This window comes from Shinella zoogloeoides (assembly GCF_022682305.1).
Classification (GTDB): Bacteria; Pseudomonadota; Alphaproteobacteria; order Rhizobiales; family Rhizobiaceae; genus Shinella; species Shinella zoogloeoides_B.
Window position 1 is genome coordinate 176,343 of the sequence record NZ_CP093529.1, and the last position, 24,886, is coordinate 201,228.

Consider the following 24,886-nt stretch of genomic DNA (forward strand, 5'->3'; position numbering starts at 1 on the left):
ATTTACGATTGCGGCGAAAATGAGAAAAAATAGCCTACCAATCTTATAGGGATACTATATGAATATGCGGAGAGAGCGGGCGGAGATGACATTCCGCCCCAAGGGAGCGCCTTCAGGACTCCCAAGCAAGGAAAGATGGCGATGAGCAATGCGAATCTCGACGGCCGTTCCGCAGCAGGCGCTTTCGGCGCCCTGAATACGCGTCGGGCGCGTCGTGCCGAGCGTCAGATTCTCGTCAACAATGTCGCCGTCGCCGGTGCCTTCCTCTTCGTCAGCGCCGTCGTCTTCGGCCTCGTCTGACACCTCCATCCGCCGTCATCGTCATAGGTGAATTGTGCCGGCTATCCGGAAGGGTGGCCGTATGCGTGATCCTTTGCGTGCTCGAAAAGAGCGCGCTCCGTGCATTTAATAATGCTTTTCGGAAACGTCTTCTTCGCTTTTGATACCCGTGGGAAGCAGGCTCTGGGAGGTGCCGGCTACCGTTTTGGGAGGAACAAGATGAAGAATACGACGGATAAGGCGCGCCTGCTGCTCGGCGCGTCGGTTGCACTTCTGTGCTCGGTGGCGATGGCGGCGGCCGAGGACCTCCAGAAGGTCACCTTCATGACGAGCTGGTATGCGCAGGCCGAACATGGCGGCTTCTACCAGGCCAAGGCGACGGGGCTTTACGAGAAGGCGGGCCTCGACGTCACCATCAAGATGGGCGGGCCGCAGATCAACGGCATGCAGCTTCTGCTCGCCGGCGAGACCGATTTCTACAACGGTTTCGATTTCCAGGTCCTGAGCGGCGTCGAGCAGAAGCTGCCGGTCAAGGCGGTTGCCGCCATGTTCCAGCACGACGTCAACGGTATGCTGACCCACAAGGACGTTTCGAGCCTCGAGGGCCTCAAGGACAAGACCCTGATGATCGCGACGACCGCCCGGGCATCCTGGTGGCCGTGGCTGAAGTCCAAGTACGGCCTCCAGGATTCGCAGGTCAAGCCGTATACCTTCAATGTCCAGCCGTTCCTCGTCGATCCGCAGGCGGCCCAGCAAGCCTTCCCCAGCTCCGAGCCGTTCACGCTCGAGCAGCAGGGCGTGCCCTACAACTTCTTCCTCTTCGCCGACGAGGGCTATCCGCCCTACGGCATCACGCTCGTCACGCGCACGGATGTCATCGACGGCAAGCCGGATGTGGTGGAGAAGTTCGTGCGCGCCTCGATCGAGGGCTGGAAGAGCTATCTCGCCGATCCGTCGGCCGGCAATGCGCTGATCAAGCAGGCCAATCCCAAGATGACCGACAAACAGCTCGCCTTCGCGCTGAAGCGCATGAAGGAACTGGGCCTTGTCGCCGGCGGCGACGCGGCGACGGACGGCATCGGCATCATGAAGGAAGAGCGCTGGAAGGCGAGCTACGACTACATGGTCTCCGCCGGCCTGCTGAAGGCCGAGACGAACTGGAAGGACGCCTTCACGACCGACTACGTGAAGGACCTGAAGATCAAGCCGGATTGAGGCAAGGATGGCCCCTCTGGCACTTTCAAGGAAGGTCGAAAACGACATGGCGCTTGCCCCTGAGACACCCGTCATCGATGTCCGCTCGGCGGAGAAGACGTTCCCCAACGGTTTCAGGGGGCTTGAACCCGTCGACCTGCGCGTGGAGCCGGGCGAGTTCCTGACGCTGATCGGCCCGTCGGGCTGCGGCAAGAGCACGCTTCTCGGCATGATGACGAACCTCTTGAAGCCCTCTGCCGGCGAAATGCGCTGGTGGGGCGGTTCGTTCGACCAGACGGGGACGACGGGCAAGTCGCTGTCCATCGTCTTCCAGGACGCGACGCTGATGCCCTGGGCAACGATCCAGGCGAATGTGCGCCTACCGCTCGATCTCGCCAGGGCGCCCCGCAAGGAGGCGGACGAGCGGGTACGGCAGGCGCTTGAGAAGGTGGGGCTGGCCGGATTCGAGGACCGGCTGCCCCGCCAGCTTTCCGGCGGCATGCGCATGCGCGTGTCCATCGCGCGCTCGCTGGTGACGGAACCGAACCTCCTCCTGATGGACGAGCCCTTCGGCGCGTTGGACGAGTTCACCCGCAACAAGCTGGATTCCGATCTTCTCGACCTCTGGCGCGAGAAGGGCCTTTCCATCGTCTTCGTGACCCACTCGATCTACGAGGCGGTTTTCCTGTCGACGCGCGTCGTCGTCATGGCGGCCCGGCCGGGCCGCATCTCGAAGATCATCGACATCGACGCCCCCTGGCCGCGCGACGAGGCCTTCCGGGGCAGCCCGCGCTTTGCAGCGCTTTGCGCGGAGCTGTCGCGGGAACTGCGCGAAGCGTCGGAGAAGTCCGGCACCATGGCGCAAGGAGCAAAACCATGAAGACCGCGAGTGCAAACTTCGACAGCACGCTCCGCATCGCCGGGCCGATCGCCGTTGGCGTCATCCTCCTCATCCTCTGGCAGGTGCTCTGCACCGTCAAAGAGGTGCCGATCTACCTCTTCCCGAAGCCGACCGACATCTGGACGAGCTTCACGGCGAACCTGCCGTCGCTGCTCAGGGCGCTGTCGGTGACGCTGATGGTGACGCTGCAGGCCTTCGTCGTCGCGGTGGTCGTCGGCACGGCCATCGCCTTCGTGTTCAACCAGAGCCGTCTCATCGAGGCGTGCCTGTTTCCCTATGCGATCATCCTGCAGGTCACGCCCATCGTCGCCATCTCGCCGCTTATCATCATCCTGGTGAAGGACACGCGGCTGGCGCTGACGGTCTGCGCGGCGATCGTGGCGCTGTTCCCGATCATCTCGAACACCACGCTCGGGCTGCGCAGCGTCGATCCGGGGCTGGTGAACCTCTTCCGCGCCAACAAGGCGTCCCGGTTGCAGACGCTGATGCGCCTGCGAATCCCGAGCGCCTTGCCCTATTTCTTCGCGGGCCTGCGCATATCGAGCGGCCTTGCGCTGATCGGGGCGGTCGTCGCGGAATTCGTGGCCGGTACGGGCGGAATGGGATCGGGCCTTGCCTATGAGATCCTCCAGGCCGGCTTCCAGCTCGACATCCCGCTGATGTTCGCCGCGCTCGGCCTTATCACCCTCGTCGGCATCGCGCTCTTCGTCGTCATGTCGGCGCTGTCGAACTGGGCGATCGGGTCCTGGCACGAGAGCCATGCGGAGGAGCGCGGGCACGGCTAGCCCGCACGCAGGAAGACCAATCGACCAGAGACGGTCCCCCATGCCCCGCGCGGGCATGGGCAGGAACCCCTCATGCCAACATCACGGAATGCAGGAACATTCAGATGAGCTACATGGAAACAGTACACTACGACAAGGTCCGTGCGATCTACGCGATCCTGCAGGGAGAGCGCGAGGCGGATCTTCTCCTGAAGAACCTGAACATCCTGGATGTGCATGGCGAGACGGTCTACCAGGGCTCGATCCTGGTCTACGACAAGCGCATCGTCGCGCTGAACCCGGACGAGAGCGTGGTGAAGGTGAAGGAGGTGTTCGACGGCAAGGGGCTTTACGCCATCCCCGGCCTGATCGACGCCCATATCCACTTCGAATCCCAGCTCGCCCATCCGACCGCGCTCGCCGAGGCCATGGTGCCCTGCGGCACGACGACGATCTATTCCGAATGCCTCGACCTCTTGAGCGCAGCCGGCGAGGAGGGCGTGGAAGCGGCCGAGAACCTCTTCCGCGACCATGACAAGCTGCCCTACCGCCTCTATGCCTTCGCCCCGGGCAAGAAGGTCTCGGCGGCGGTGACGAACCGGGTGCTCGACATGGAGCCGGTGATCGGTCTCGGCGAGTTCGAGCACTTCACCTATTCGTCGGGCAATGACGACGACTTCCGCAAGGCCGCCTGGGTGCGCGCGCGCGGCGGCTTCATGAACGGCCACTGGGGCGTCACGGCACTTTCCGACATGGTGCTGAACTACCTGCCGGCCATCGGCTGCTCGAACAACCACGACGTCTGGAACGAGAAGGACATCGAGAAGAGCATCCGCTACGGCTTCCCGACCCATATCAAGTTCGGCGTGGGCAGCGCGGAGGTGATCAAGGTGCTGTTGCGCGCCATCGTCGACCGCAAGTGGCCGACGGACAATTTCATGCTGTGCACGGACAATATCTCCGTCGAGCGGCTGCTGACGCAGGGGCATATGGACTGGATCATCTCGCTGTGTGCCGAGATGGGCATCAACCCGATCCATGCGATCAAGATGGCGACGCTGAACACGGCGCGGTCCTTCCACATGGAGGACAGGATCGGCTCGCTGACGCCGGGCCGCTTCGCCGACATCGTGCTGACGGACAGCCTGTCGAAGATCAACCCGCTCTATGTGTTCAAGGATGGGGAGCTTGTGGCGAAGGACCGCAAGATCCTGAAGAACGCCGCGATCGACTATTCGGGCATGTGCAAGAAGGGCGTTCCGGGTCTGAACGATCTGACGCCCGACCAGCTCGACATCGTGCCGCTGGAGGTGTCGGAGGACGGCAAGAGCGCGAAGGTGTATCTGTTCGACGTCTATGGCCGTGGCCATGCGAAGTTCTACCAGGAGGTCTGGGTTCCGCTGAAAGACGGCCGGATCGTTCCGGAGGTGGACGGCGTGAAGTACAGCCGTCTTTCGGTGGTGCAGCGCTATGCGGAGGGCCAGCGTCACATCGTCAACGGCCTGTTCAAGGGCGTCTCGCTCGACCGTGGTGCTGTCGCGACGTTCTGGCCCGCGCCGAAGCCGTATTTCGTGATCGTGGGCGAGGACAGCGCGGAGATGTGCCATTGCATCAAGCAGGTGGACAGCCATGCGGGGGCCTGCATCGTGACGGACGGTGGGGTGGAGAAGGCGGCGCTGCCGCTGGAGATCTACGGGGTGATGGCGAACATGACGGTGTCGGAGCTGACGGCGGCGGCAAGTTCCATCGACGCGGCGCTCGAGGACCTCGGCAACCGCAACGAGGGCGAACCCGTCGTCAACAAGCTCCTATCCCTCTTCATCTCCCTCCACAGGTTCAGGCTCATGCACTGAGCGGTGGGCCGGAGGATCCCCCGCACTCCCCGCGCGGGGATCCTCGATTGATCTGTGCCCGGAAACCGGTATTTTCGTGCAGGACCGATCCCGTCCGAGGATGAGTGATGCTGCATTCGCGCGTGCTGCGCTATATCGACGAGGTCGCGCGCCTCGGCTCCATCCGGGCGGCGGGCGATTCCCTGCATGTCGCCCCCTCCGCCATCAACAAGCATATCCTTCAACTGGAGGAGGCCATCGGCGAGCCGCTGTTCGAGCGCCTGCCGCGCGGCCTGCGGCTGACGCCGGCGGGCGAGATTCTAGTCGCGCATGTGCGGCGAACCATGAAGGAATACAGCCAGGTCGAGGCGGAAATCCGCGACATCAAGGGCCTGCAGAGCGGCGAGGTGATCATCGCCACGACCAACGGGCTTGCGGAAGGGATCGTCGCCAAGACGGCGACCGGCTTCTGCTCCCGTCATCCGCGCATCAAACTCTCCATTCGCAACATGCCGATCCGCGAGATCGTCAAGTCGGTGGCCGATGGCGAGGCCGATCTCGGCCTTGCCTTCAACCTGCCGACGACGGCGCAGATCGAAACGCTCGTGCGGTTCGAAACACGCCTCGGCGCGGTGGTGTCGAGCGACCATCCGCTCGCCGGACTGGAAATGATGCCGCTGAGGAACTGCCTCGGCTACCCGCTGATCTTCGCGGATCGGTCGATGGTCATGCATTCCATCGTCTCGGAAGCCTTCACGACGGCCGGTCTCGTCGCCGAGCCGACCTTCGTCACGAACTCCATCGAGGCCATGAAATCTCTCGCCGCCCTCAGCGACGGGATTGCCTTCCTCAGCAAGTTCGACGTGGCGGAAGAGCAGCACAACGGCACGCTCTCCTATATTTCCATCCGGGACGGGACGTTCGGCAAGAACGTGCTTTCGCTGGTCCAGCGCGAGAAGCGCGGAAGGGCCATCGCGGCCACCATCTTCGCGGAAGATCTGAAGCGTTCCCTGCACTGAGCGTTGTGCAGGACGGAAAGGGACGCGTCGCCGTCTGAGCGGCGCGCCCGGTCTTTGTCAGAACTCGTCCCAGCCCTGCTCGATGGCGGGGGCGGCGCTGCCACCGCCGAAGGCGCTGGCGAGCTTGCCGACCATCCGGCGGGCCGGCGAGGCGACAGGCTGCGAGGCCGTGCCGGCGCGGACGGGTGCTGCTGCGGCATGGACGCGGCCGGAGCCGGCGACGGTACCGACCTGGAACTGGCCGACAAGCTGGCGCAGCTTCTCGGCATCGCCGGCCAGCGAGGCGCTGGCGGCCGTCGACTGCTCCACCATGGCGGCGTTCTGCTGCGTCGTCTGGTCCATCTGGTTGACGGCGGCGTTCACTTCCGCAAGGCCGACCGACTGTTCGCGCGCCGAAAGGGCGATGGCGTCGAGCTGGAGGTTGATGTCGCTGACATGCTGGTTGATCACCTTCAGCGCCTCGCCGGTCTGCATCACGAGACGCACGCCGCCTTCCACCTCGCTTGCCGAATGGCGGATCAGTTCCTTGATCTCCTTGGCCGCCTGCGCCGAACGCTGGGCAAGCTCGCGCACTTCCTGCGCCACGACGGCGAAGCCCTTGCCGGCTTCACCGGCACGCGCCGCTTCCACGCCCGCATTGAGGGCAAGCAGGTTGGTCTGGAAGGCGATCTCGTCGATGACGCCGATGATGTTGGAAATCTGGCCGGAAGACTGCTCGATGCGCTGCATGGCGGCAACAGCGTCGGAGACGACCACGGTGGAGTGGTTGGCCGAGCCGTTGGCTTCCAGCGCCTTGCTGCGGGCCTCTTCGGCGCGCTTGGAGGACTGGGAGACGTTCGCGGTGATCTCGTCGAGGGCGGCGGCGGTCTCCTCGAGGGCGGCAGCCTGCTGCTCGGTGCGGCGCGACAGGTCGTTGGCGGCCTGGCTCAGCTCACGCGAGCCGCTGTCGATGGAGCCGGTGGCCTCGGAGACCGAGTGCAGCGCGGTGCGCAACTGGCCGACGGCGGCGTTGAAATCCTGGCGCAGGGATTCGAATTCCGGCGAGAAGGCCTGGGTCAGCTCGCAGGAAAGATCGCCGCCGGCCATGCGCTTGAGGCCGCCGGCAAGGCCTTCGGTGGCCTGCGCCATGGCGGCGCTGCGCACACGGTCGGCTTCCAGATTGCGCTCGCGCTCGGCCTCGCTGGCGTGGCGGGCGGCTTCGGAGGAGGCCTCCAGGGTTCGGGTGCGCAGGCCGTTGTCCTTGAAGACCTGCACGGCGCGGGCCATGCCGCCCACTTCGTCGCGACGGTCGGTCTCGGCGATGTCGATGTCGAGATTGCCGCCCGCGAGCGTCGTCATGGTGCCGGCCAGCGTGTTGAGCGGACGGGAGATCCAGGCGCGCACGGCGAAGAAGCTGGCGATCAGGATCGTCGCCAGGCCGATGACGACGCTGAGAACCGTCGTCATGATGGTGGCGCGCGTGGTTTCGATGAGCGCTGCCTGGCGGGCCTCGGCCGTGGCGGTGATGCTGTTAATCTCGTCGGTCAGGGCGGCGATGGCGGCGGTGAAGGCGGGCTTGCAGTCAGTTGCGAACTCGGTCTGCGCCCGGATGTTCGCGGCGTCGTCGAAGGTCGCGGCAGCGGCGGCGACCAGCGGGCCGCAATTGGTGTTCAGGGCGTCGAGCGCGCTGGCCTTGATCGCCTTGATCCGCGTGCTGTCCTCCACGGCGGTCATGGCGGTGTCCATCTGCTTGGTGAAGAAGCCTTCGCTCAGCGTCATGTCCTCGACGGCGGCGTCTTTGGCCTCTTTGGTGCGGGCGATCAGGACATCGGCGATGGCCGAGCGCGCGGACACCAGGCTGCGGCTGGCGCGCGCCAGCATCAGCGTCGCCGTGGAGTCCTCGTCCAGCAGCGAGGTATAGGCGGAATCGATGAAGGAGATGCGTGACGTGCTGTAGGCTGTGACGCCGGCCACGAACAGGCCGAACGCACTGAGGATGAGGAGAAATTTGCCGATGATCGGGATATTGCGCATGGCGGCCGCCTGTTATGGAGAAACTGCTCCACGGGTAGAGGGCGGCGGTTAGATTTGATTTAAACTCTCTGTTCTGAAATGGAAAAAGACCTTTTCGCTTCGGGAGGGAATCGCCCGTCAGCTCTTCCAGAACAGCGGCGTCAGCACGACGAGCACGGTCAGCACCTCAAGGCGTCCGAGGAGCATCATCAGGGACAGCAGATAAAGGGCCGGATCGGAGATCGTCGAGAAATTGCCGGCCGGCCCAACGATGGGACCGATCCCCGGCCCGACATTCGAGAGCGCGGTGATGACGGACGAGGTGGACGTCACCACGTCGTAGCCCATGGCCGACATGGCGAGGCTGCCGACCGCCCACAGCATGAGATAGGTGGTGAAGAACAGCACGACGCTGCGCTGCAGGTCCGCGTCCACCGTCATGTTGCCGTAGCGCACGGCATGGATGCCGTTGGGGTAGATGAGCTTGTAGAGGCCCGTGCGGATGGAATTGAAGAGGATGATGAAGCGGTAGGCCTTGATGCCGCCGGCTGTCGAGCCGGAACAGCCGCCCATGAAGGTCATGAAGAAGGCCATCGCGACGACGAAGGGTCCCCAGAGCGTATAGTCCTCGCTGGCAAAGCCAGTCGTGGAGAGGATCGTCGAGACGGTGAAGAAGGAATGGGCGAGAGCGGCGTGGAACGGCACGCCGTTCTGCAGCCGGTGATAGACGGCGATGGCGATGGAGAAGGCGACGAGATAGGCGAGGAACACGGCGATCTGCGGGTCGCGCAGCGCATCGAGGCGGCCGCGCACCATGAAGACGATCAGGATTGAGAAGGGCAGACTGCACACGGTCATGAAGAAGGTGGCGGCCCAGAGCAGCGGCAGGCTGTTGAAATAGCCGAAGGATGCGTCATGGGTGGAAAAGCCGCCGGTCGCCACCGTCGCCATGGCGTGATTGATGGCGTCGAAGCGGCTCATGCCGAGAACGGCGAAAGTAAGCGTGCAGGCGATGGTGATCAGCACATAGACGAGGACGAAGGCGCGCGTGAAGCTGGCGATCCGGGCGAAGGGCTTGTCGTTCGTGTCGGAGGATTCCATCTTGAAGAAGGAGATGCCGCCGACGCGCAGATAGGGCATCACGAAAAGTCCGAGCGCGACGATGCCGATGCCGCCGAGCCAGTGCAGCAGCGAGCGCCACATCAGGATGCCGGGCGGAACATGGTCGAGGCCGGAGATGACGGTGGAGCCGGTCGTGGTGATCGCGGAGATCGATTCGAACAGGGCCTTGGCGAAGCCGAGGTCGAGGGACGACAGCATGAAGGGAACGGCGCCGACGAGCGAGAAGACGAGCCAGAGCAGGTTGACGAGCAGGAAGCCCATCTTCTTGTTGAACGGCGGCGGGCCGGCGCGCGTGGCGGCGGCGGCCAGCAGCGAAAGCCCCCCGACCAGCATCGCCGAGAGCAGGAAGACCTGCCAGTCGCGATGGCCGAAATAAAGGTCCACCGCGGCGGGAACAAGCATGGCGGCCGCCAGATAGAGGCCGCAGATGGCCGCGATGTTGATGGCTGAGCGATAGACCGTCGCGTTCACGAAATTGATCCCAGGGAGCAGCGCTCGGCGATGGCCTCGCCATGGAGCGGCAGAAAGGCCGTAGCCTGTCTATCGGCCGAACTCAAGGAGGGGCATGCGAGGGCCGGGGGCCGCGCGCGCCCGGCCCGCGCCTCTGCTGTCGACGCGTAATCGAGACCTTCGATTAATTGAGGTCGATACCGGACCTTGTTTAAGCCCGTGCCTGCCGAATACTGATCCTGAAACGATGCTGAGGGACAATGAGCATGGCAACGACCGCGGAAGCTGCAATCGATCAATCTGCCGATCCCATCGATCGCCTTATTGCCGCGCATCGGCCGGGCCACGGGCTTGCCCGCGCGTTCTATTGCGATCCGGAGATCTACCGGCGCGACATGGAGCGGGTCTTCCGCCGACACTGGCACTGCATCGCCCATGAGAGCGTGATCCCGAACGTCAACGATTTCGAGGTCTTCCGCATCGATACCGAGCAGGTGATCGTCACCCGCACGGCCGACGGATCGGTCCACGCCATGCTCAATGTCTGTCGCCATCGCGGTGCGGAAGTCTGCACGAAGCAGAAGGGCAATGCGCGCGTCTTCGTCTGTCCCTATCACGCCTGGACCTACGCCAACGATGGAAGCCTCCGGGCCGCGCGCCTCATGCCGAAGGATTTCAAGCGGGAGGAGCACGGGCTGAAGACCCTGCATGTGCGCGTCGTCGAGGGCCTGATCTTCATCTCCTTCGCCGAGCAGCCCCTGGACTTCTCCGAGGTGGAGAACCTCCTGCACGCAACCTGCGGCCAGTACGGCTGGGCGAGCGCAAGGATCGCCCACCGGGAGACCTATCCGGTTTCGGCCAACTGGAAGCTGGCCGTGGAGAACTATGTGGAATGCTATCATTGCGGGCCGGCGCATCCCGAATATTCGCAAACCCACGCGCTGGAGCAGCCCCTTCACATGATCGAGGCGCTGAACGAGGCGATGGAGGCGCGCACCTGCGCGCTCGGCATCGAGGTCGGCTCCGGCAACCATTGGCAGACCTCGCGCGAGGGCCGCGAGGCGATCCATGCCTTCCGCTACGCGCTCTACGACGGGGTGCAGAGCGGCAGCGAGGACGGCAAGGCCGTCGCTCCGCTGATGGGCCGTTTCACCGATTTCGACGGCGGCGTGACCTCCATCCATCTCGGCGGCACGACCTTCCTCGTCTGCTATCCCGATCACGGCATGATCTACCGCTTCATCCCGAAGACGGCGGATAGCTGCGAGATGGAGCTGATCTGGCTCGTGGACGGCAAGGCGGAAGAGGGCAGGGACTACGACCTGACAAAGCTCACCTGGCTGTGGACGGTCACCACGGCGGAGGACAAGGCGATCATCGAGCATACGGCGCGGGGCGTGCAGTCGCATTATTTCGTGCCGGGGCCGATCGCGCCGATGGAGCAGAACGAGCTGCGCTATATCAACTGGTATCTGGACGAGATCAGCCGGGCCTGACGCGCGGAGCCGCGCTGTCCCGTCACCGTGTTCGTGGCCCGGTCCCAAGGATCGGGCCACAATCGTTTGGGGATGCCCATGCCCGATTCCGAGGGAAGGGAAAAGGGGGAATGCGCGCACCCTGGCATGCTTGTTGTGGATATCGCGCCGTCTCCCCGCTATCCACAGCACTTGCAGACAATTTTCATTTCATTCGTCGGATTTCATCCCAGTCATTGACGTAATTTTTACCTAGGATACTATATATAGTGTTCAGGCGCGCCGATTCGTAAGGGTGGCCAGCCGGAACGGGAACCCGGCATGCAGCGGCCACAGTGCCTGCGCAGAGCCGGAGCCACCCCCGCAACTGCAGCGGCGCCCTGCGTTCGGTCCCTCACGGGTGGCGGGGCGCGCTTGTCCGCCCCACATTGGCCCCTCGGCGGATGGGTCGGTGTGAATGACATCGAGAGAAACACGAGGAAAGCCATGTCCATCACCGTCTATTCGAAGCCTGCCTGCGTCCAGTGCACAGCGACGACGCGCGCGCTCGATCGCCAGGGTATCGACTACAGCGTCGTCGACATCTCGCAGGACGCGGATGCATTCGCGCTGGTGCAGGGCCTGGGCTACCGCCAGGTTCCGGTGGTGATCGCCGGCGAGCAGCACTGGGCCGGCTTCCGCCCGGACATGATCAGCGCGCTGGCCTGATTTCGGGGGCGGCGGGATATGGGCGGCCTCGTCTATTTTTCCAGCCGGTCGGAAAACACCCACCGCTTCGTCCAGAAGCTCGGGCTGGCGGCGGTGCGGCTGCCGGTCGATGCGAGCGAGGAGCCGCCGGAGGTCGATGCGCCCTTCGTGCTGGTGCTGCCGACCTACGGTGGCGGCGGTGAGAAGGGGGCGGTGCCGAAGCCGGTCATCCGCTTCCTCAACAATCCGCACAACAGAAGCCTGATCCGCGGCGTGATCGCGGCGGGCAATACGAATTTCGGCACGGGATACGCGACGGCGGGCAATATCATCGCCGCCAAGTGCGCCGTGCCGTTCCTCTATCGTTTCGAGTTGCTCGGCACGGATGAGGACGTCGCCAATGTCAGACAGGGACTGGAACGATTTTGGACACGCTGAACACGATGACGCACCGCGATGCAGGTGAGAAGGCCTTGAAGTCCCCTGAGATCACGGGGGTGGATTATCATGCGCTGAACGCGATGCTGAACCTCTACGACGAGGAGGGGCGGATCCAGCTGGACAAGGACCGTCAGGCGGCCAAGCAGTATTTCCTGCAGCACGTCAACCAGAACACGGTTTTCTTCCATAATCTGCGGGAGAAGCTGGATTACCTTGTGACGGAGGGCTACTACGAGCAGGAGGTTCTGGACCAGTACGCGTTCAACTTCGTGCGCGACCTGTTCGACGCCGCCTATGACAGGAAGTTCCGCTTCCCGACGTTCCTCGGCGCGTTCAAGTACTACACGTCCTATACGCTGAAGACCTTCGACGGGAAGCGCTACCTGGAGCGCTACGAGGACCGGGTGTGCATGGTGGCGCTGACGCTTGCGCGCGGCAACGAGCAGCTTGCGCGCGAGCTGATGGACGAGATCATCTCGGGCCGCTTCCAGCCGGCGACGCCGACCTTCCTCAATGCGGGCAAGAAGCAGCGCGGCGAGCTGGTCTCGTGCTTCCTGCTGCGGGTCGAGGACAACATGGAGAGCATCGGCCGGTCGATCAACTCGGCGCTGCAGCTTTCCAAGCGCGGCGGGGGCGTTGCGCTGTCGCTGACGAACCTGCGCGAGATGGGCGCGCCGATCAAGCAGATCGAGAACCAGTCGTCGGGCGTCATTCCCGTCATGAAGCTTTTGGAGGATTCGTTCTCCTACGCCAACCAGCTCGGCGCGCGCCAGGGCGCGGGCGCGGTCTATCTCAACGCGCACCACCCCGACATCATGCGCTTCCTCGACACCAAGCGCGAGAACGCCGACGAGAAGATCCGCATCAAGACGCTGTCGCTCGGCGTCGTCATCCCCGACATCACCTTCGAGCTGGCGAAGAACAACGAGGACATGTACCTGTTCTCGCCGCATGACGTGGAGCGGGTCTACGGCGTGCCGTTCACCGAGATCTCGGTGACGGAGAAGTACCGCGAGATGGTCGAGGACGGCCGGATCAAGAAGAAGAAGATCAAGGCGCGCGACTTCTTCCAGGTGATCGCCGAGATCCAGTTCGAGTCGGGCTATCCCTACATCATGTTCGAGGACACGGTGAACCGGGCGAACCCGATTGCCGGGCGCATCACCATGAGCAACCTGTGCTCGGAGATCCTGCAGGTCAGCGAGGCGAGCGAGTTCAACGAGGACCTGTCCTATTCGAAGATGGGCAAGGACATCTCGTGCAATCTCGGCTCGCTGAACATCGCGGCCGCCATGGACAGCCCCGACTTCGGCCAGACGATCGCGACCTCCATCCGCGCGCTGACGGCGGTCTCCGAGATGAGCCACATCTCCTCGGTGCCGTCGATCGAGAAGGGCAACGACGACAGCCACGCCATCGGCCTCGGCCAGATGAACCTGCACGGCTATCTCGCCCGCGAGCGGATCTTCTATGGGTCCGAAGAAGGCGTCGACTTCACCAATATCTACTTCTACACGGTGACCTACCACGCCATCCGCGCGTCGAACCGGATCGCGGTGGAGAAGGGCGAGACCTTCAAGGGCTTCGAGAACTCGAAGTATGCCTCGGGCGAATATTTCGACAAGTACACCGAGGCCGAATGGCTGCCGGCGACGGAGAAGGTGAAGGGTCTCTTCGAGGAGGCCGGCATCCATATTCCGACGCAGGAGGACTGGCTGGCGCTGAAGGCCGAGGTGATGAAGGGCGGTCTCTACAACCAGAACCTCCAGGCGGTTCCGCCGACGGGCTCGATCTCCTACATCAACCACTCGACCTCCTCGATCCATCCGATCGTCTCGAAGATCGAGATCCGCAAGGAAGGCAAGATCGGCCGCGTCTACTATCCGGCCGCCTTCATGACGAACGACAACCTGGATTACTACCAGGACGCCTACGAGATCGGCCCGGAGAAGATCATCGACACCTATGCGGCGGCCACGCAGCATGTCGACCAGGGTCTTTCGCTGACGCTGTTCTTCCGCGACACGGCGACGACGCGCGACATCAACCGGGCGCAGATCTATGCCTGGAAGAAGGGCATCAAGACGATCTACTACATCCGCCTTCGCCAGATGGCGCTGTCCGGCACGGAAGTGCAGGGCTGTGTCTCCTGCGCGCTTTGACCTGACCTTCTGGTGACGAACATGAACAGCCACGTGAAGACGAAGGCGGCCAAGGCCGCGAGCGCGATCCGCGCGATCAACTGGAACCGCATCGAGGACGACAAGGACCTCGAAGTGTGGAACCGCCTGACGGGGAACTTCTGGCTGCCGGAGAAGGTGCCGCTGTCGAACGACATCCCGTCCTGGGCGACGCTGAAGCCGCAGGAGCAGCAGCTGACGATCCGGGTGTTCACCGGCCTGACGCTGCTCGACACGATCCAGAACGGCGTCGGCTCGGTGAAGCTGATGGAGGACAGCGTGACGCCGCACGAGGAGGCGGTTCTGTCGAACGTCTCCTTCATGGAGGCGGTGCATGCGCGGTCCTATTCGTCGATCTTCTCGACGCTGTGCCTGACGCCGGACGTGGACGACGCCTATCGCTGGTCTGAGGAGAACGAGTTCCTGCAGAGGAAGTCGACGCTGATCATGGAGCAGTACGCCTCGGGCGACCCCTTGAAGAAGAAGGTGGCCTCGGTCTTCCTGGAAAGCTTCCTGTTCTATTCCGGCTTCTATCTTCCGATGTACTGGTCGAGCCGGGCGAAGCTGACGAACACGGCCGACCTCATCCGCCTGATCATCCGCGACGAGGCGGTGCACGGCTACTATATCGGCTACAAGTTCCAGCGGGGCCTGGAGCGCCTGTCGGAAGAGCGCCGCCAGGAGATCAAGGACTTCGCCTTCGATCTCTTGCTGGAACTCTACGACAACGAGGCGAAGTACACCGAGGACCTGTACGACGCCGTCGGCCTCACCGAGGACGTCAAGAAGTTCCTGCATTACAACGCCAATAAGGCGCTGATGAACCTCGGCTACGAGGCGCTGTTCCCGCCCGAGGCCTGCAAGGTCAACCCCGCCATCCTGTCGGCCCTCTCGCCCAACGCCGACGAGAACCACGACTTCTTCTCCGGCTCCGGATCCTCATACGTCATCGGCAAAGCCGTCGCCACCGAAGACGACGATTGGGACTTCTGAAGACGGATAGTCCCGGCATGTTTCAACCCCAGCTCCGGAAATCCCGGGCTGGGGTTTTGCTTGTCCGGGCCGCGCCGCGCGGCGTCTACCTGCCGAAAAGCTTGACCAGATCGACGGCGTCGCCGGTGCGCGCGCCGATCTGAAGGTGGCGCTCGATGTGCTTGAGGTGGATCGTCATCATGCGTGCGGCCCGTTCCGCATCCCGCGCGTGGAAAGCCTCGACGATCGAGGTGTGCTCGTCGTCCCGACAGTTGTGCACACCCGGAGCGCCGAAGATGCCGATGATCAGCGAGGTGCGCGCGACGAGTTCCTTCATGGTGCGCAGGAGGATGGCGTTGCCGGCGACCTGTGCGAGCATGGTGTGGAACTGGCCGGAGAGGCGGATCGCATCGTGGCGATGCCGCTCGTCATGGGCGGCGTGCTCCATTTCCAGATGACGGACCAGCATGGCGATGTCGTCGTCGCTGGCGCGCTGCACGGCAAGGCGCGCGATGTTCGGCTCCAGCGTCAGCCGCGCCTCGAAGACTTCCCGCGCCTGCTCGGCGGTGGGGGAGGCGATGAAGGCGCCGCGATTGGCATGAAGCTCGACCACCTCGCGGCTCGCGAGCAGCAGCAGGGTCCGGCGGATGCGCATGCGGCCGACGCCGAAGGCGTCGCAAAGGGCCGATTCGGAAAGCTTGGTGCCGGGGGGCAGCCGCTGCTCCATCACCGCTTCGAAGATGCGCTCGACGATCTCGCTCTCGTCGATCTCCTCCGCTTCCACGGGATTGCCCCTGCCGACCTCTGCCACGTCCTTCACCTCGATATGCGCGCTCATGCTGCGAGCCTATGTAATAGGTCCGATTTGGTTGACCAACAAGCGTCTATTTCGTCGACATGCTTCTGAAATCTTGTTTACGAGCGCTTGACAAAATTGTTAACAATGCGCTCAATGCTCTGGCCAAGGTTGAACGGGGCCGCCTACGCGGTCCGTCTGCCAAATAGAAAACAGATCAATGGCCCAGAGGAAGAACACAATGCACAAGCGCACATTCCTTAAGTTTTCCGCCCTTGCCGCGGCGACCGTCTTGGCGATGCCCCTGATGGCATATGCCGAGAACGCCAAGCTGAAGGTCGGCTTTGTCGGCGTCACCTCCGGCCCCGCCGCGGCCTGGGGCATTTCCAACCAGCGCTCGATGGAGGCCCGCGCCGCCTGGCTCAACGAACTCGGCGGCGTGAAGATCGGCGACAAGACCTACGATATCGAGATCGTCGCCTTCGACGACCAGAAGGACCCCAAGCGCGCCATCGCCGGCATGGAGAAGATGGCGCAGGACGGCATCCACTATGTCGTCGGCCCGAACGTCGATGACGGCGCGGCGGCCGTCCGCCCGGTCGCCGAGCAGAGCGGCATCATGTATTTCCCCTATTCCTTCCCCAAGGCGCTCTTCTCTCCGCCGGCATCCAACGCGATCCTCGGCATGGTGGCCAACTATCAGTCGGGTCCGGCCATCTATAAGTACCTCATGGAGAACAAGGGCGTGAAGAAGGTGGCCTTCGTCGCCGCCAACGAATCCGACCCGCTGAGCCAGCGCGAGTCCGGCGTCGCGGCCGCACAGGCGCTCGGCCTGGAAGTCGTCTCCGGCAACGTGACCTACCAGGTGGATACGACCGACTTCACGCCGGTGCTTCTGCCGGTTATCCAGGCCGCGCCCGACCTGCTCGTCCTTTCGGGCGTCTCGCCGGCCAATGCCCCGCAGCTCATCCGCTCGGCGCGCGAGCTCGGCTATACCGGCCTCATCTCCACGGAAACGGCGCAGGACGCGGCCGTGCTGCAGGAAGGCGCAGGCGACCTTGCCGAAGGCTTCATCTCGGTCGGCGGCGCTTCCACGCCGGAGCTGGCCAGCGACACGATGAAGGAGTTCGTCGACCGCTACACCAAGATGTTCGGCGAATACAACGACGAGTCCAACACCAAGGTCTACGCTCTCGAATACATCATCGAGACGCTGAAGGCGAACCCGGCAGCCATCGACAATGTCGACGAGTACAAGAAGACCATGGACACGTTTGAGGCCCCGAACCCCTTCATGAAGGGCGACGCCAAGCTGAAATATGTCGGCATGACCTCCTTCGGCCAGAAGCGTCAGGTCTCTGTCCCGCTCGTCGTCAACGAATACAAGAGCGGCAAGTTCGAGACGCTGTTCGTCGGCCAGGTCGACTGATCGGAGCCAAAGGCACTGACACGATAAGGGGATCCGGGCGGCGCTTGTCGCCCGGCCGGGTCTTCCTTTGCCTGAACACTCTTTCCATTGGAGGCTCACGATGGAACAGATAATCGCCAACGGTCTCTACCTCGGGGCGCAATATGCGTTGATCGCCCTCGGTCTGACCTTGATCTTCTCGCTGATGAACGTGCTGAACTTCGCCCACGGGCAGATGTACGTCTTCGGCGGCTTCGTCACCTACACGGTCGTCGTTCAGCTCGGCCTGCCCTTCGTCGTCGGTCTCTTCGCCTCGGCGGTGGTCCTTGCGGTCATGGGCGCGCTGATCGAGAAATTCCTCTTCGCACCGGTCGTGCGCCGCTCCAAGCGCGATGAATCGACCATGCTGCTTGCCGCTGGTGTCGCCTTCTTCCTCGATGCCATCATCCTGCTCCTCTTCGGCGAGAAGCAGCGCGGCGTGCCGAAGATCGTGAACGGCGTGTTCAACTGGGACATGCGCATCATCATGCCCTATGACCGCATCCTGATCGGCGTCCTCGCCATCCTGCTGATCGTGGTCTTCATCGGCTTCATGAACTATTCCCGCACCGGCCGCGCCATGCGCGCGCTGGCCCAGGACAAGATGGCGGCCCAGCTCATGGGCGTGAACGTCTCCCGCTACTCGATGATCGGCTTTGCGCTCGGCGCCATGCTGGCCGGCCTCGTCGGCGGCCTTCTCGTCACCATCACCGGCGTCAATCTCGGCATGGGCGGGCCGACCTCGGTCAAGGCCTTCCTGATGATCATGATCGGCGGCGCGGGCGTCATTTCGGGCGCGATCGCCGGCGGGTTCATCCTCGGCATGATGGAGAGCGTCGGCCTCACCGTGCTCTCGGCCTATGGCGACATCACCTATCTCGCCATCTTCGCCTCGTTGATGGTTTTCCTGGCCATCCGCCCGCAGGGGCTGATGGGCAAGCCGTGGGGTTGAGACCATGAATTCGAAAACGCTTCTCGGCTTCGCAGCCCTCCTTCTCGCCGTCTTCGTGCTCGTGCCGCTGTTCATCGGCGCCACCGGCCGCGTCGACTTCTACTACACGTTGACCTCGGTCGCCCTGCTTGCCGTCGGCGCCGCCGGCGTCTGGCTCACCTTCTATATCGGCCGCATCAATATCGGGCAGGGCGCCTATGCCCTGGTCGGCGGCTATGTCTCGGCCATCCTGGTCACGCAATACGGCGTTTCCTTCTGGCTGACGCTGCCGTTGGCCGGCCTCTTCTGCGCCGTCGTCTCGGTTGCGATCGGCCTGCCGATCCTGCGCCTGCGCGGCGTCTACTTCGCCATGGTCACGCTGGTGCTGACGGAGGTCGCGCGTCTCTCGGCGCTCGCCCTGCCCATCACCAACGGGGCGAAGGGCATCACCTCCATCCCTCTGCCGGGTGAATTGTCGGTCTTCGGCCTGACGATCATTCCCGCCTTCGGCTCGCTCGCCAATCCGCGCGTCGGCTTCTACATGATGGCCGCAGCGCTGATGATCGTCACCTATCTGGTGCTGTGGCGCATCGTGAACTCGCGGCTCGGGCACCTGTGCCGCAGCCTGCAGCAGAACGAGGAACTGTCGGCCTCCATCGGCGTGAACACGGCATACCTGCGGGTGCTCGCCTATGCGATCTCCTCCTTCTTCGGCGGTATCGCGGGCGCCATGTTCGCCTCCATCGCCCAGTCGATCTACCCGTCCTCCTTCGTGGTCGCCGACAGCGTGAACTTCATGCTCTACTGCTTCCTCGGCGGCCTCGGCTATGTCTTCGGCCCGATGCTCGGCACGTTCCTGCTCTACTTCGGCTGGGACCTGCTCTCCATCGCCCGGGAATATCAGCTTCTCATCTATTCCGGCGTCATGATCGCGCTCATGCTGATCCTGCCGAACGGTGTCCTCAGCCTTCTCGACAAGAAGGAGGGCGGCAAATGACCCCCATCCTGCAGATCAAGAACATCACCAAGCGCTATGGCGGCCTGACCGCGGTGAACGACGTGTCCTTCGACGTGAAGGCCGGCGAGATCCTCTCGGTCATCGGCCCGAACGGCGCCGGCAAGTCGACGCTCTTCAAGCTGATCTCCTCCTTCGTCCCGGCGACGAGCGGGGAAGTGCTCTTCAACGGAGAGCGCATCTCCAGCCTGGCGCCCCACAAGGTCGCGCAGATGGGGGTCGTGCGCACCTTCCAGGAAACGACGATCTTCCGCTCCATGACGGTGCGCGAGAACATCATCGTCTCCCATCACCTGCGCTCCAAGGCGAACCTCTTCGGGTTCTTCCTCGGCACCAAGCAGGCGAGAGAGGACGAGGCGGCCTTCGCGGCCTCGGCCGATAACATCGTGGATTTCCTCGGCCTCCAGGCCATCCGCAACGAGCTCGCCTCCAACCTGCCGCAGGGGCACCTGCGCGCGCTCGGCATGGCCATCGGCCTTGCCACCGATCCGAAGGTCATCCTGCTGGACGAACCCTTCGCCGGCATGAACCACGACGAGACGATGAAGATGGTGGGCCTCGTCCGCCGGCTTCGCGACGAGCGTGGTGTCACGGTCCTGCTCGTCGAGCACGACATGCCCGCCGTGATGAAGATCAGTGACCGGATCGTGTGCATCAACTTCGGCCAGAAGCTGGCCGAGGGCACACCCCAGGAAATCCGCGAGAACGAGAAGGTGATCGAAGCCTATCTCGGCTCCGAAGATGCGGCGATCGGGATGTAAGCCATGACCAAGATATTGAGCGTTGAAAATGTCGAACTCTATTACGACCACATCTATGCGCTGAAGGGCGTGTCGATCGATGTGGACGAAGGCGAAACCGTCGCGCTGATCGGCGCGAACGGGGCGGGCAAGTCCTCGATCCTGAGGGCGATCACGGGTCTGAGGCCCGTGAAGTCCGGCCAGATCACCTATCAGGGCCAGCGGCTCGACGGCACGCCCGCCGCCGAGATCGTGCGCAGGGGCATCTCCATGGTGCCGGAGGGACGCCGCGCCTTCCCGCTGATGTCGGTGAAGGACAACCTGCTGATGGGCGCCTTCACCCGCACCGACAAGGCGGAAATCGAGCAGACGCTGGAAAACGTGCTGACACGCTTCCCGCGTCTTCGCGAGCGCTATCACCAGCAGGCCAACACCATGTCCGGCGGCGAGCAGCAGATGATGGTGATCGGCCGCGCGCTGATGGCCCGTCCGAAGCTGCTGCTGCTGGATGAGCCCTCGCTCGGCATCGCGCCGAAGCTGGTGCAGGACATCGCCCGCGCCATCGTGGCCATCAGCCGCGACGAGAAGGTCTCCATCCTCCTCGTCGAGCAGAACAGCCGCATGGCGCTCTCCATCTCCAACCGCGCCTATGCGCTTTCCACCGGGTCGATCGCACTTTCAGGCAATTCCAGGGACCTGATGAACGACGACCGCATCAAGGCTGCCTACCTCGGAGGCGAACTCTGACATGAAAATCCTCGTCATCAACCCCAACACGACTGCATCGATGACGGACCATATCGGGAAGGCGGCGCGCGCCGCCGCCTCTCCCGGAACGGAGGTCACCGCCGTCAATCCGGTGCACGGCCCCCGTTCCATCGAGGGCTATTTCGACGAGGCGATGAGCCTCGCCGGCCTGCTGGAGACGATCCACCGCAGTCCGGATTGCGACGCCGTGGTCATCGCCTGCTTCGACGACACAGGTCTCGACGCCGCCCGCTGCCTCACCGACAAGCCGGTCATCGGCATCGGCGAGGCGGCCTATCACTTCGCCTCGATGATCTCGAACAAGTTCTCCGTCGTGACGACGCTCGCCCGCTCCGTGCCGGCGCTGGAACACAATCTCGCGCGCTACGGCCTCATCGCCCGCTGCGCCCGGGTGCGCTCGTCGGAGGTCGCCGTGCTGGAACTGGAGCAGCCCGGCTCGAACGCCAGGCAGAAGATCAGCGCCGAGATCGGCCTCGCCGTCGTGGAGGACAATGCGGAGGCCATCGTGCTCGGCTGCGCCGGCATGGCCGGCCTTGCCGCCGACCTTGCGGCCGAGCACGGCCTGCCCGTGCTCGACGGCGTCACCTGCGCGGTCAAGCTCGCCGAAGCCATGGCCGGCCTCGGGATGCGCACCTCCCGCCTTGGCGGCTACGCTCCGCCGCCGGCGGAAAAGCTGAAGCATATCTTCCCGGCGGGGTAATCCCCCCCGGGAGGATCCCGTCGCCCCGCTACTGGCCCCCCGCTACTGGCCGAAGAACAGCACGGCTGCGATGACGACGGAGGCGCCTACGGCCGAAAGCGTCCCGGCGCCCTGGAGAACGCCCATGCGATAGAGCAGGAGGGCGAAGCCCGCGATGACGGGGGCGGCGACCATGAGGCCGAACTGTGCGTCGGTCATGAGAAATATCCTTTCCTTTGCCGTCACCATATGCCGCCTTCGGTCGCGCTCCTCTTTGTGCCCGCGCAAAGAAGGCCTTCGTCCCGCCGGATAGAAACGGGCATGGCGACCACAGACGACTTCAGCATGGCAACGGCACAGGGCAAGGAAGCGGATTCCCTGCTCCTGTGGATTCTGGTGTGGAGCGAGCTTGCCGTCTTCGGTGCGTTGCTCGTCGCCTTCATGGTCTTGACCATGATGGACATGGAGGGCGCGGCGCTGTTTCGCGCGCATCTCCATCCGGGCCTTGCGGCGGCCAATACCATCATCCTCGTCTTGAGCGGCTGGCAGGCCGCGCTCGCGGTACGGCTCGGCGCGGAAGGCCGGCCCGTTCGCCGGCCCCTCGTGCTGGCGGCGCTGCTCGGCCTTGTCTTCGTCGCCGTGAAAATCTTCGAATACACGCTTGAGGCCCGCGCGGGCATCGGCGGCCTCGGCGCGCTTGCCGAACTCTATTTCCTCGTCACGGGCTTCCATCTCCTGCACGTCGTCTTCGGCGCGGCAATCCTGCTCCTCGTCGCCCGGCGGCCCTCGCAGGCCAATGTCGTGATGATCGCGACGCTCTGGCACGCGATCGACCTCGTCTGGCTCGTCATGTTCCCCATCGTCTATCTCACGTGAGGATTTTCCGATGACCCGGCAGGCCCGAGAACAGTTCGTCGCAACGCTCGCCATGCTGCTGACGCTCGCCGCCGGCGGCGCCTTCGTCGGCGGCCTTTCGGGCGGACTGCTGGTGCCGATAGCCGCCGTGCTTGTCATGGCCTATGCCAAGGGCCGCTTCGTCGTGCTCGACTTCATGGAACTGCGCGCCACCCGCGGCGCGCTGCGTTCCGCGCTTCTCGCCTGGCCGGCGATCCTGCTTTCGCTCGCGCTCGTGCGTGCCGTCGCCGTCACGCTCCTTAGCTGACGAACCGCGCCGCTCTTTGCCTGCGCGCAAAGAAGCCTTTTCTCCCTTCGCTAGAACGAAAGCGTCCCGCACCGTCGGCGAGGGGATCGCCGGCATTCGTTTCGCGGGGTTTGACACCGGGGGCCAAGCGGCTTCTGGCCAAGGAAAGGACCAGGGGATGGCAGAGCGCCTAACCAAGACCGGGGCCCGTAACGTCTTCTATGGCGGGTCCATCTTCTTCTTCACGATCTTCGTGGGGCTGACGGCCCACTCGCATTACTACATGCGCACGACCTCCACCGACGAGACGACGCTGACCGACAGCGTCGCGCGCGGCAAGCACGTCTGGGAAAAGAACGCCTGCATCAACTGCCATACGCTGCTCGGGGAAGGCGCCTATTTCGCGCCCGAACTCGGCAATGTGTGGAAGCGCTACGGCGGCGTGGAAGACCCCGAGGGCGCGCGCGAGGCGCTGAAGGCCTGGATGGCCGCCCAGCCGAGCGGGGCGGAGGGCCGGCGGCAGATGCCGCAGTTCAACCTCACCGAACAGGAGGTCAACGACCTCGCCGACTTCCTCGAATGGACGAGCCGGATCAAGACCCAGAACTGGCCGCCGAACGACGCCGGTTGACCGATCGCGCTCAGGAGACAAGACATGAAATATCAAACGCAAAAGGTCGCGATGCTGTACTTCTACGGCGCGCTCGGCCTGTTCCTCGCCCAGGTGGCCTTCGGCGTCCTCGCCGGCACGATCTACGTGCTGCCGAACACGCTGTCCGAGCTGCTGCCCTTCAACATCGTGCGCATGATCCACACCAACGCGCTCGTCGTCTGGCTGCTCATGGGCTTCATGGGCTCGGCCTACTACCTCATCCCGGAAGAGACCGAGACGGAGCTCTACAGCCCCAAGCTCGCCGTCGCGCAGTTCTGGATGTTCTTCGTGGCCGCGGGCCTGACGGTCGTCGGCTACATGTTCCGCATCCATGAGGGCCGCGAGTTCCTCGAGCAGACCTTCATCGCCAAGGTCGGCATCGTCGTGGTCGTGCTGATGTTCCTGTTCAACATCACCATGACGGCACTGAAGGGCCGTAAGACCACCGTGGTCAATATCCTGCTCTTCGGCCTGTGGGGCCTTGCGCTCTTCTTCCTCTTCGCCTTCTACAACCCGGCGAATCTGGCGCTCGACAAGATGTACTGGTGGTACGTCATCCATCTGTGGGTCGAGGGCGTCTGGGAGCTGATCATGGCCTCCGTGCTCGCCTTCCTGATGATCAAGCTCAACGGCATCGACCGCGAGGTCGTGGAGAAGTGGCTCTATGTCATCGTCGGCCTTGCGCTCTTCTCGGGCATCCTCGGCACGGGCCACCACTATTACTGGATCGGCGCGCCGGGCTACTGGCAGTGGATCGGCTCGCTCTTCTCGACGCTGGAAGTCGCACCCTTCTTCACCATGGTCATCTTCACCTTCGTGATGACCTGGAAGGCCGGCCGCAACCATCCGAACAAGGCCGCGCTGCTGTGGTCGATCGGCTGCTCGGTCATGGCCTTCTTCGGCGCGGGCGTCTGGGGCTTCCTGCATACGCTGTCGTCGGTGAACTACTACAGCCACGGCACGCAGGTCACCGCCGCGCACGGGCACCTCGCCTTCTTCGGCGCCTATGTGATGCTGAACCTCGCCATGATGGCCTATGCCATTCCGGAGATCCGCGGCCGCCAGCCCTTCAACCAGTGGCTCTCGATCGCCTCCTTCTGGCTGATGTGCACGGCCATGTCGGTGATGACTTTCGCGCTGACCTTCGCGGGCGTCGTGCAGATCCATCTCCAGCGCGTGCTCGGCGAGGGCTTCATGGACGTGCAGGACCAGCTTGCGCTGTTCTACTGGGTCCGCCTCGGCTCGGGCGTCGTCGTCCTCATCTCGGCGCTGATGTTCATCTGGGCCGTGCTGGTGCCCGGCCGCGAGCGTGCCGACAGCCTCACCCGGCTGGTCCAGCCGGCCGAGTGAGCGCTGGCCGGCCCCGTCATCCCGCGGGGCCGGCACTTCCCCCCCTCTATAGACTTTGG

25 protein-coding genes are annotated in these 24,886 nt (G+C 63.8%); 21 read left to right on the plus strand and 4 right to left on the minus strand.

Annotated elements, in window-relative coordinates:
• Nucleotides 1–141: 141 nt before the first annotated feature.
• From MOE34_RS22275 to MOE34_RS22300, 6 genes are all read left to right on the plus strand, one after another.
• Complete coding sequence (locus tag MOE34_RS22275; RefSeq protein WP_160785714.1) at nucleotides 142–300, plus strand: hypothetical protein; 159 nt, start codon at nucleotides 142–144, stop codon at nucleotides 298–300.
• A 198-nt stretch (nucleotides 301–498) separates the two neighbouring features.
• Nucleotides 499–1,494 carry an ABC transporter substrate-binding protein gene (locus MOE34_RS22280; RefSeq protein WP_242224828.1) on the plus strand — a complete coding sequence of 332 codons (996 nt, stop codon included), beginning with the start codon at nucleotides 499–501 and terminating at the stop codon, nucleotides 1,492–1,494.
• Nucleotides 1,495–1,501: 7 nt separating this feature from the next.
• Nucleotides 1,502–2,353 (plus strand): ABC transporter ATP-binding protein, encoded by an 852-nt coding sequence (locus MOE34_RS22285; protein ID WP_242224829.1) that lies wholly within the window; start codon nucleotides 1,502–1,504, stop codon nucleotides 2,351–2,353.
• Nucleotides 2,350–3,159, plus strand: coding sequence for an ABC transporter permease (locus MOE34_RS22290; RefSeq protein WP_242224830.1), 810 nt, complete (start codon nucleotides 2,350–2,352; stop codon nucleotides 3,157–3,159). Before MOE34_RS22285 ends, MOE34_RS22290 begins: the two co-directional genes overlap by 4 nt.
• A gap of 104 nt (nucleotides 3,160–3,263) precedes the next feature.
• On the plus strand, nucleotides 3,264–4,991 hold the full coding sequence (locus MOE34_RS22295; protein ID WP_242224831.1) for an amidohydrolase family protein: 1,728 nt from the start codon (nucleotides 3,264–3,266) through the stop codon (nucleotides 4,989–4,991).
• Nucleotides 4,992–5,098: 107 nt separating this feature from the next.
• Complete coding sequence (locus tag MOE34_RS22300; protein ID WP_242224832.1) at nucleotides 5,099–5,989, plus strand: LysR family transcriptional regulator; 891 nt, start codon at nucleotides 5,099–5,101, stop codon at nucleotides 5,987–5,989.
• 57 nt (nucleotides 5,990–6,046) lie between these two features.
• Here the strand turns inward: MOE34_RS22300 and MOE34_RS22305 are convergent, their stop codons facing one another.
• Both MOE34_RS22305 and MOE34_RS22310 read right to left on the minus strand, forming a co-directional pair.
• Nucleotides 6,047–8,002, minus strand: coding sequence for a methyl-accepting chemotaxis protein (locus MOE34_RS22305; RefSeq protein ID WP_242224833.1), 1,956 nt, complete (start codon nucleotides 8,000–8,002; stop codon nucleotides 6,047–6,049).
• Nucleotides 8,003–8,119: 117 nt separating this feature from the next.
• The gene (locus MOE34_RS22310) at nucleotides 8,120–9,505 is read right to left on the minus strand and encodes a TrkH family potassium uptake protein (RefSeq protein ID WP_431522464.1); all 1,386 of its coding nucleotides are present in this window, start codon (nucleotides 9,503–9,505) and stop codon (nucleotides 8,120–8,122) included.
• Between the two features lie 314 nt (nucleotides 9,506–9,819).
• Between MOE34_RS22310 and MOE34_RS22315 the strand changes: the two genes are divergently transcribed.
• From MOE34_RS22315 to nrdF, 5 genes are all read left to right on the plus strand, one after another.
• Entirely contained in the window at nucleotides 9,820–11,049 is a 1,230-nt protein-coding gene (locus tag MOE34_RS22315; protein ID WP_242224836.1) for an aromatic ring-hydroxylating oxygenase subunit alpha, read from the plus strand.
• Between the two features lie 465 nt (nucleotides 11,050–11,514).
• Entirely contained in the window at nucleotides 11,515–11,736 is a 222-nt protein-coding gene (nrdH, locus tag MOE34_RS22320; protein WP_160785706.1) for a glutaredoxin-like protein NrdH, read from the plus strand.
• An 18-nt stretch (nucleotides 11,737–11,754) separates the two neighbouring features.
• On the plus strand, nucleotides 11,755–12,153 hold the full coding sequence (nrdI, locus tag MOE34_RS22325) for a class Ib ribonucleoside-diphosphate reductase assembly flavoprotein NrdI (protein ID WP_242224839.1): 399 nt from the start codon (nucleotides 11,755–11,757) through the stop codon (nucleotides 12,151–12,153).
• 5 nt (nucleotides 12,154–12,158) lie between these two features.
• Nucleotides 12,159–14,318: a class 1b ribonucleoside-diphosphate reductase subunit alpha gene (gene nrdE / locus MOE34_RS22330; RefSeq protein ID WP_242224882.1), complete on the plus strand. Its 2,160-nt coding sequence runs from the start codon at nucleotides 12,159–12,161 to the stop codon at nucleotides 14,316–14,318.
• A gap of 21 nt (nucleotides 14,319–14,339) precedes the next feature.
• A complete protein-coding gene (gene nrdF / locus MOE34_RS22335; protein WP_242224413.1) occupies nucleotides 14,340–15,329 on the plus strand; it encodes a class 1b ribonucleoside-diphosphate reductase subunit beta in 990 nt (329 codons plus the stop codon).
• 85 nt (nucleotides 15,330–15,414) lie between these two features.
• On the opposite strand, the gene MOE34_RS22340 is transcribed toward nrdF, so the two are convergent.
• On the minus strand, nucleotides 15,415–16,146 hold the full coding sequence (locus MOE34_RS22340) for a GntR family transcriptional regulator (RefSeq protein ID WP_242224841.1): 732 nt from the start codon (nucleotides 16,144–16,146) through the stop codon (nucleotides 15,415–15,417).
• A 199-nt stretch (nucleotides 16,147–16,345) separates the two neighbouring features.
• On the opposite strand from MOE34_RS22340, the gene MOE34_RS22345 reads away from it, so the two are divergent.
• The 6 genes from MOE34_RS22345 (at nucleotide 16,346) to MOE34_RS22370 (ending at nucleotide 21,705) form a co-directional block, all read left to right on the plus strand.
• Entirely contained in the window at nucleotides 16,346–17,533 is a 1,188-nt protein-coding gene (locus MOE34_RS22345; protein ID WP_242224843.1) for an ABC transporter substrate-binding protein, read from the plus strand.
• Nucleotides 17,534–17,633: 100 nt separating this feature from the next.
• Entirely contained in the window at nucleotides 17,634–18,503 is an 870-nt protein-coding gene (locus MOE34_RS22350) for a branched-chain amino acid ABC transporter permease (RefSeq protein WP_242224845.1), read from the plus strand.
• A 4-nt stretch (nucleotides 18,504–18,507) separates the two neighbouring features.
• Nucleotides 18,508–19,479 carry a branched-chain amino acid ABC transporter permease gene (locus tag MOE34_RS22355; RefSeq protein ID WP_242224846.1) on the plus strand — a complete coding sequence of 324 codons (972 nt, stop codon included), beginning with the start codon at nucleotides 18,508–18,510 and terminating at the stop codon, nucleotides 19,477–19,479.
• Entirely contained in the window at nucleotides 19,476–20,258 is a 783-nt protein-coding gene (locus MOE34_RS22360) for an ABC transporter ATP-binding protein (protein ID WP_242224848.1), read from the plus strand. Before MOE34_RS22355 ends, MOE34_RS22360 begins: the two co-directional genes overlap by 4 nt.
• A gap of 3 nt (nucleotides 20,259–20,261) precedes the next feature.
• Complete coding sequence (locus MOE34_RS22365) at nucleotides 20,262–20,984, plus strand: ABC transporter ATP-binding protein (RefSeq protein WP_242224850.1); 723 nt, start codon at nucleotides 20,262–20,264, stop codon at nucleotides 20,982–20,984.
• Nucleotide 20,985: 1 nt separating this feature from the next.
• Nucleotides 20,986–21,705 (plus strand): aspartate/glutamate racemase family protein, encoded by a 720-nt coding sequence (locus tag MOE34_RS22370; protein ID WP_242224852.1) that lies wholly within the window; start codon nucleotides 20,986–20,988, stop codon nucleotides 21,703–21,705.
• A 42-nt stretch (nucleotides 21,706–21,747) separates the two neighbouring features.
• On the opposite strand, the gene MOE34_RS22375 is transcribed toward MOE34_RS22370, so the two are convergent.
• The gene (locus MOE34_RS22375) at nucleotides 21,748–21,903 is read right to left on the minus strand and encodes a hypothetical protein (RefSeq protein WP_242224854.1); all 156 of its coding nucleotides are present in this window, start codon (nucleotides 21,901–21,903) and stop codon (nucleotides 21,748–21,750) included.
• A gap of 102 nt (nucleotides 21,904–22,005) precedes the next feature.
• Here MOE34_RS22375 and MOE34_RS22380 point away from each other — a divergent pair, with 102 nt between their 5' ends.
• The 4 genes from MOE34_RS22380 (at nucleotide 22,006) to MOE34_RS22395 (ending at nucleotide 24,827) form a co-directional block, all read left to right on the plus strand.
• Nucleotides 22,006–22,560: a cytochrome c oxidase subunit 3 gene (locus MOE34_RS22380; protein ID WP_242224856.1), complete on the plus strand. Its 555-nt coding sequence runs from the start codon at nucleotides 22,006–22,008 to the stop codon at nucleotides 22,558–22,560.
• Between the two features lie 10 nt (nucleotides 22,561–22,570).
• Nucleotides 22,571–22,846 carry a cytochrome C oxidase subunit IV family protein gene (locus MOE34_RS22385; RefSeq protein WP_242224858.1) on the plus strand — a complete coding sequence of 92 codons (276 nt, stop codon included), beginning with the start codon at nucleotides 22,571–22,573 and terminating at the stop codon, nucleotides 22,844–22,846.
• 157 nt (nucleotides 22,847–23,003) lie between these two features.
• A complete protein-coding gene (locus tag MOE34_RS22390) occupies nucleotides 23,004–23,456 on the plus strand; it encodes a c-type cytochrome (protein WP_242224860.1) in 453 nt (150 codons plus the stop codon).
• 24 nt (nucleotides 23,457–23,480) lie between these two features.
• Nucleotides 23,481–24,827 (plus strand): nitric-oxide reductase large subunit, encoded by a 1,347-nt coding sequence (locus tag MOE34_RS22395; protein WP_242224861.1) that lies wholly within the window; start codon nucleotides 23,481–23,483, stop codon nucleotides 24,825–24,827.
• Nucleotides 24,828–24,886: the final 59 nt, after the last annotated feature.

Coding starts and splice junctions, on each gene's coding strand:
- nrdF (WP_242224413.1), top strand. CDS start 14,340: ATGAACAGCCACGTGAAGACGAAGGCGGCCAAGGCCGCGAGCGCGATC.
- MOE34_RS22340 (WP_242224841.1), bottom strand. CDS start 16,146: ATGAGCGCGCATATCGAGGTGAAGGACGTGGCAGAGGTCGGCAGGGGC.
- MOE34_RS22275 (WP_160785714.1), top strand. CDS start 142: ATGAGCAATGCGAATCTCGACGGCCGTTCCGCAGCAGGCGCTTTCGGC.
- MOE34_RS22285 (WP_242224829.1), top strand. CDS start 1,502: ATGGCCCCTCTGGCACTTTCAAGGAAGGTCGAAAACGACATGGCGCTT.
- nrdH (WP_160785706.1), top strand. CDS start 11,515: ATGTCCATCACCGTCTATTCGAAGCCTGCCTGCGTCCAGTGCACAGCG.
- MOE34_RS22315 (WP_242224836.1), top strand. CDS start 9,820: ATGGCAACGACCGCGGAAGCTGCAATCGATCAATCTGCCGATCCCATC.
- nrdI (WP_242224839.1), top strand. CDS start 11,755: ATGGGCGGCCTCGTCTATTTTTCCAGCCGGTCGGAAAACACCCACCGC.
- nrdE (WP_242224882.1), top strand. CDS start 12,159: ATGACGCACCGCGATGCAGGTGAGAAGGCCTTGAAGTCCCCTGAGATC.
- MOE34_RS22390 (WP_242224860.1), top strand. CDS start 23,004: ATGGCAGAGCGCCTAACCAAGACCGGGGCCCGTAACGTCTTCTATGGC.
- MOE34_RS22280 (WP_242224828.1), top strand. CDS start 499: ATGAAGAATACGACGGATAAGGCGCGCCTGCTGCTCGGCGCGTCGGTT.
- MOE34_RS22385 (WP_242224858.1), top strand. CDS start 22,571: ATGACCCGGCAGGCCCGAGAACAGTTCGTCGCAACGCTCGCCATGCTG.
- MOE34_RS22310 (WP_431522464.1), bottom strand. CDS start 9,505: ATGCTTGTTCCCGCCGCGGTGGACCTTTATTTCGGCCATCGCGACTGG.
- MOE34_RS22295 (WP_242224831.1), top strand. CDS start 3,264: ATGAGCTACATGGAAACAGTACACTACGACAAGGTCCGTGCGATCTAC.
- MOE34_RS22360 (WP_242224848.1), top strand. CDS start 19,476: ATGACCCCCATCCTGCAGATCAAGAACATCACCAAGCGCTATGGCGGC.
- MOE34_RS22375 (WP_242224854.1), bottom strand. CDS start 21,903: ATGACCGACGCACAGTTCGGCCTCATGGTCGCCGCCCCCGTCATCGCG.
- MOE34_RS22345 (WP_242224843.1), top strand. CDS start 16,346: ATGCACAAGCGCACATTCCTTAAGTTTTCCGCCCTTGCCGCGGCGACC.
- MOE34_RS22370 (WP_242224852.1), top strand. CDS start 20,986: ATGAAAATCCTCGTCATCAACCCCAACACGACTGCATCGATGACGGAC.
- MOE34_RS22300 (WP_242224832.1), top strand. CDS start 5,099: ATGCTGCATTCGCGCGTGCTGCGCTATATCGACGAGGTCGCGCGCCTC.
- MOE34_RS22290 (WP_242224830.1), top strand. CDS start 2,350: ATGAAGACCGCGAGTGCAAACTTCGACAGCACGCTCCGCATCGCCGGG.
- MOE34_RS22350 (WP_242224845.1), top strand. CDS start 17,634: ATGGAACAGATAATCGCCAACGGTCTCTACCTCGGGGCGCAATATGCG.
- MOE34_RS22305 (WP_242224833.1), bottom strand. CDS start 8,002: ATGCGCAATATCCCGATCATCGGCAAATTTCTCCTCATCCTCAGTGCG.
- MOE34_RS22365 (WP_242224850.1), top strand. CDS start 20,262: ATGACCAAGATATTGAGCGTTGAAAATGTCGAACTCTATTACGACCAC.
- MOE34_RS22395 (WP_242224861.1), top strand. CDS start 23,481: ATGAAATATCAAACGCAAAAGGTCGCGATGCTGTACTTCTACGGCGCG.
- MOE34_RS22380 (WP_242224856.1), top strand. CDS start 22,006: ATGGCGACCACAGACGACTTCAGCATGGCAACGGCACAGGGCAAGGAA.
- MOE34_RS22355 (WP_242224846.1), top strand. CDS start 18,508: ATGAATTCGAAAACGCTTCTCGGCTTCGCAGCCCTCCTTCTCGCCGTC.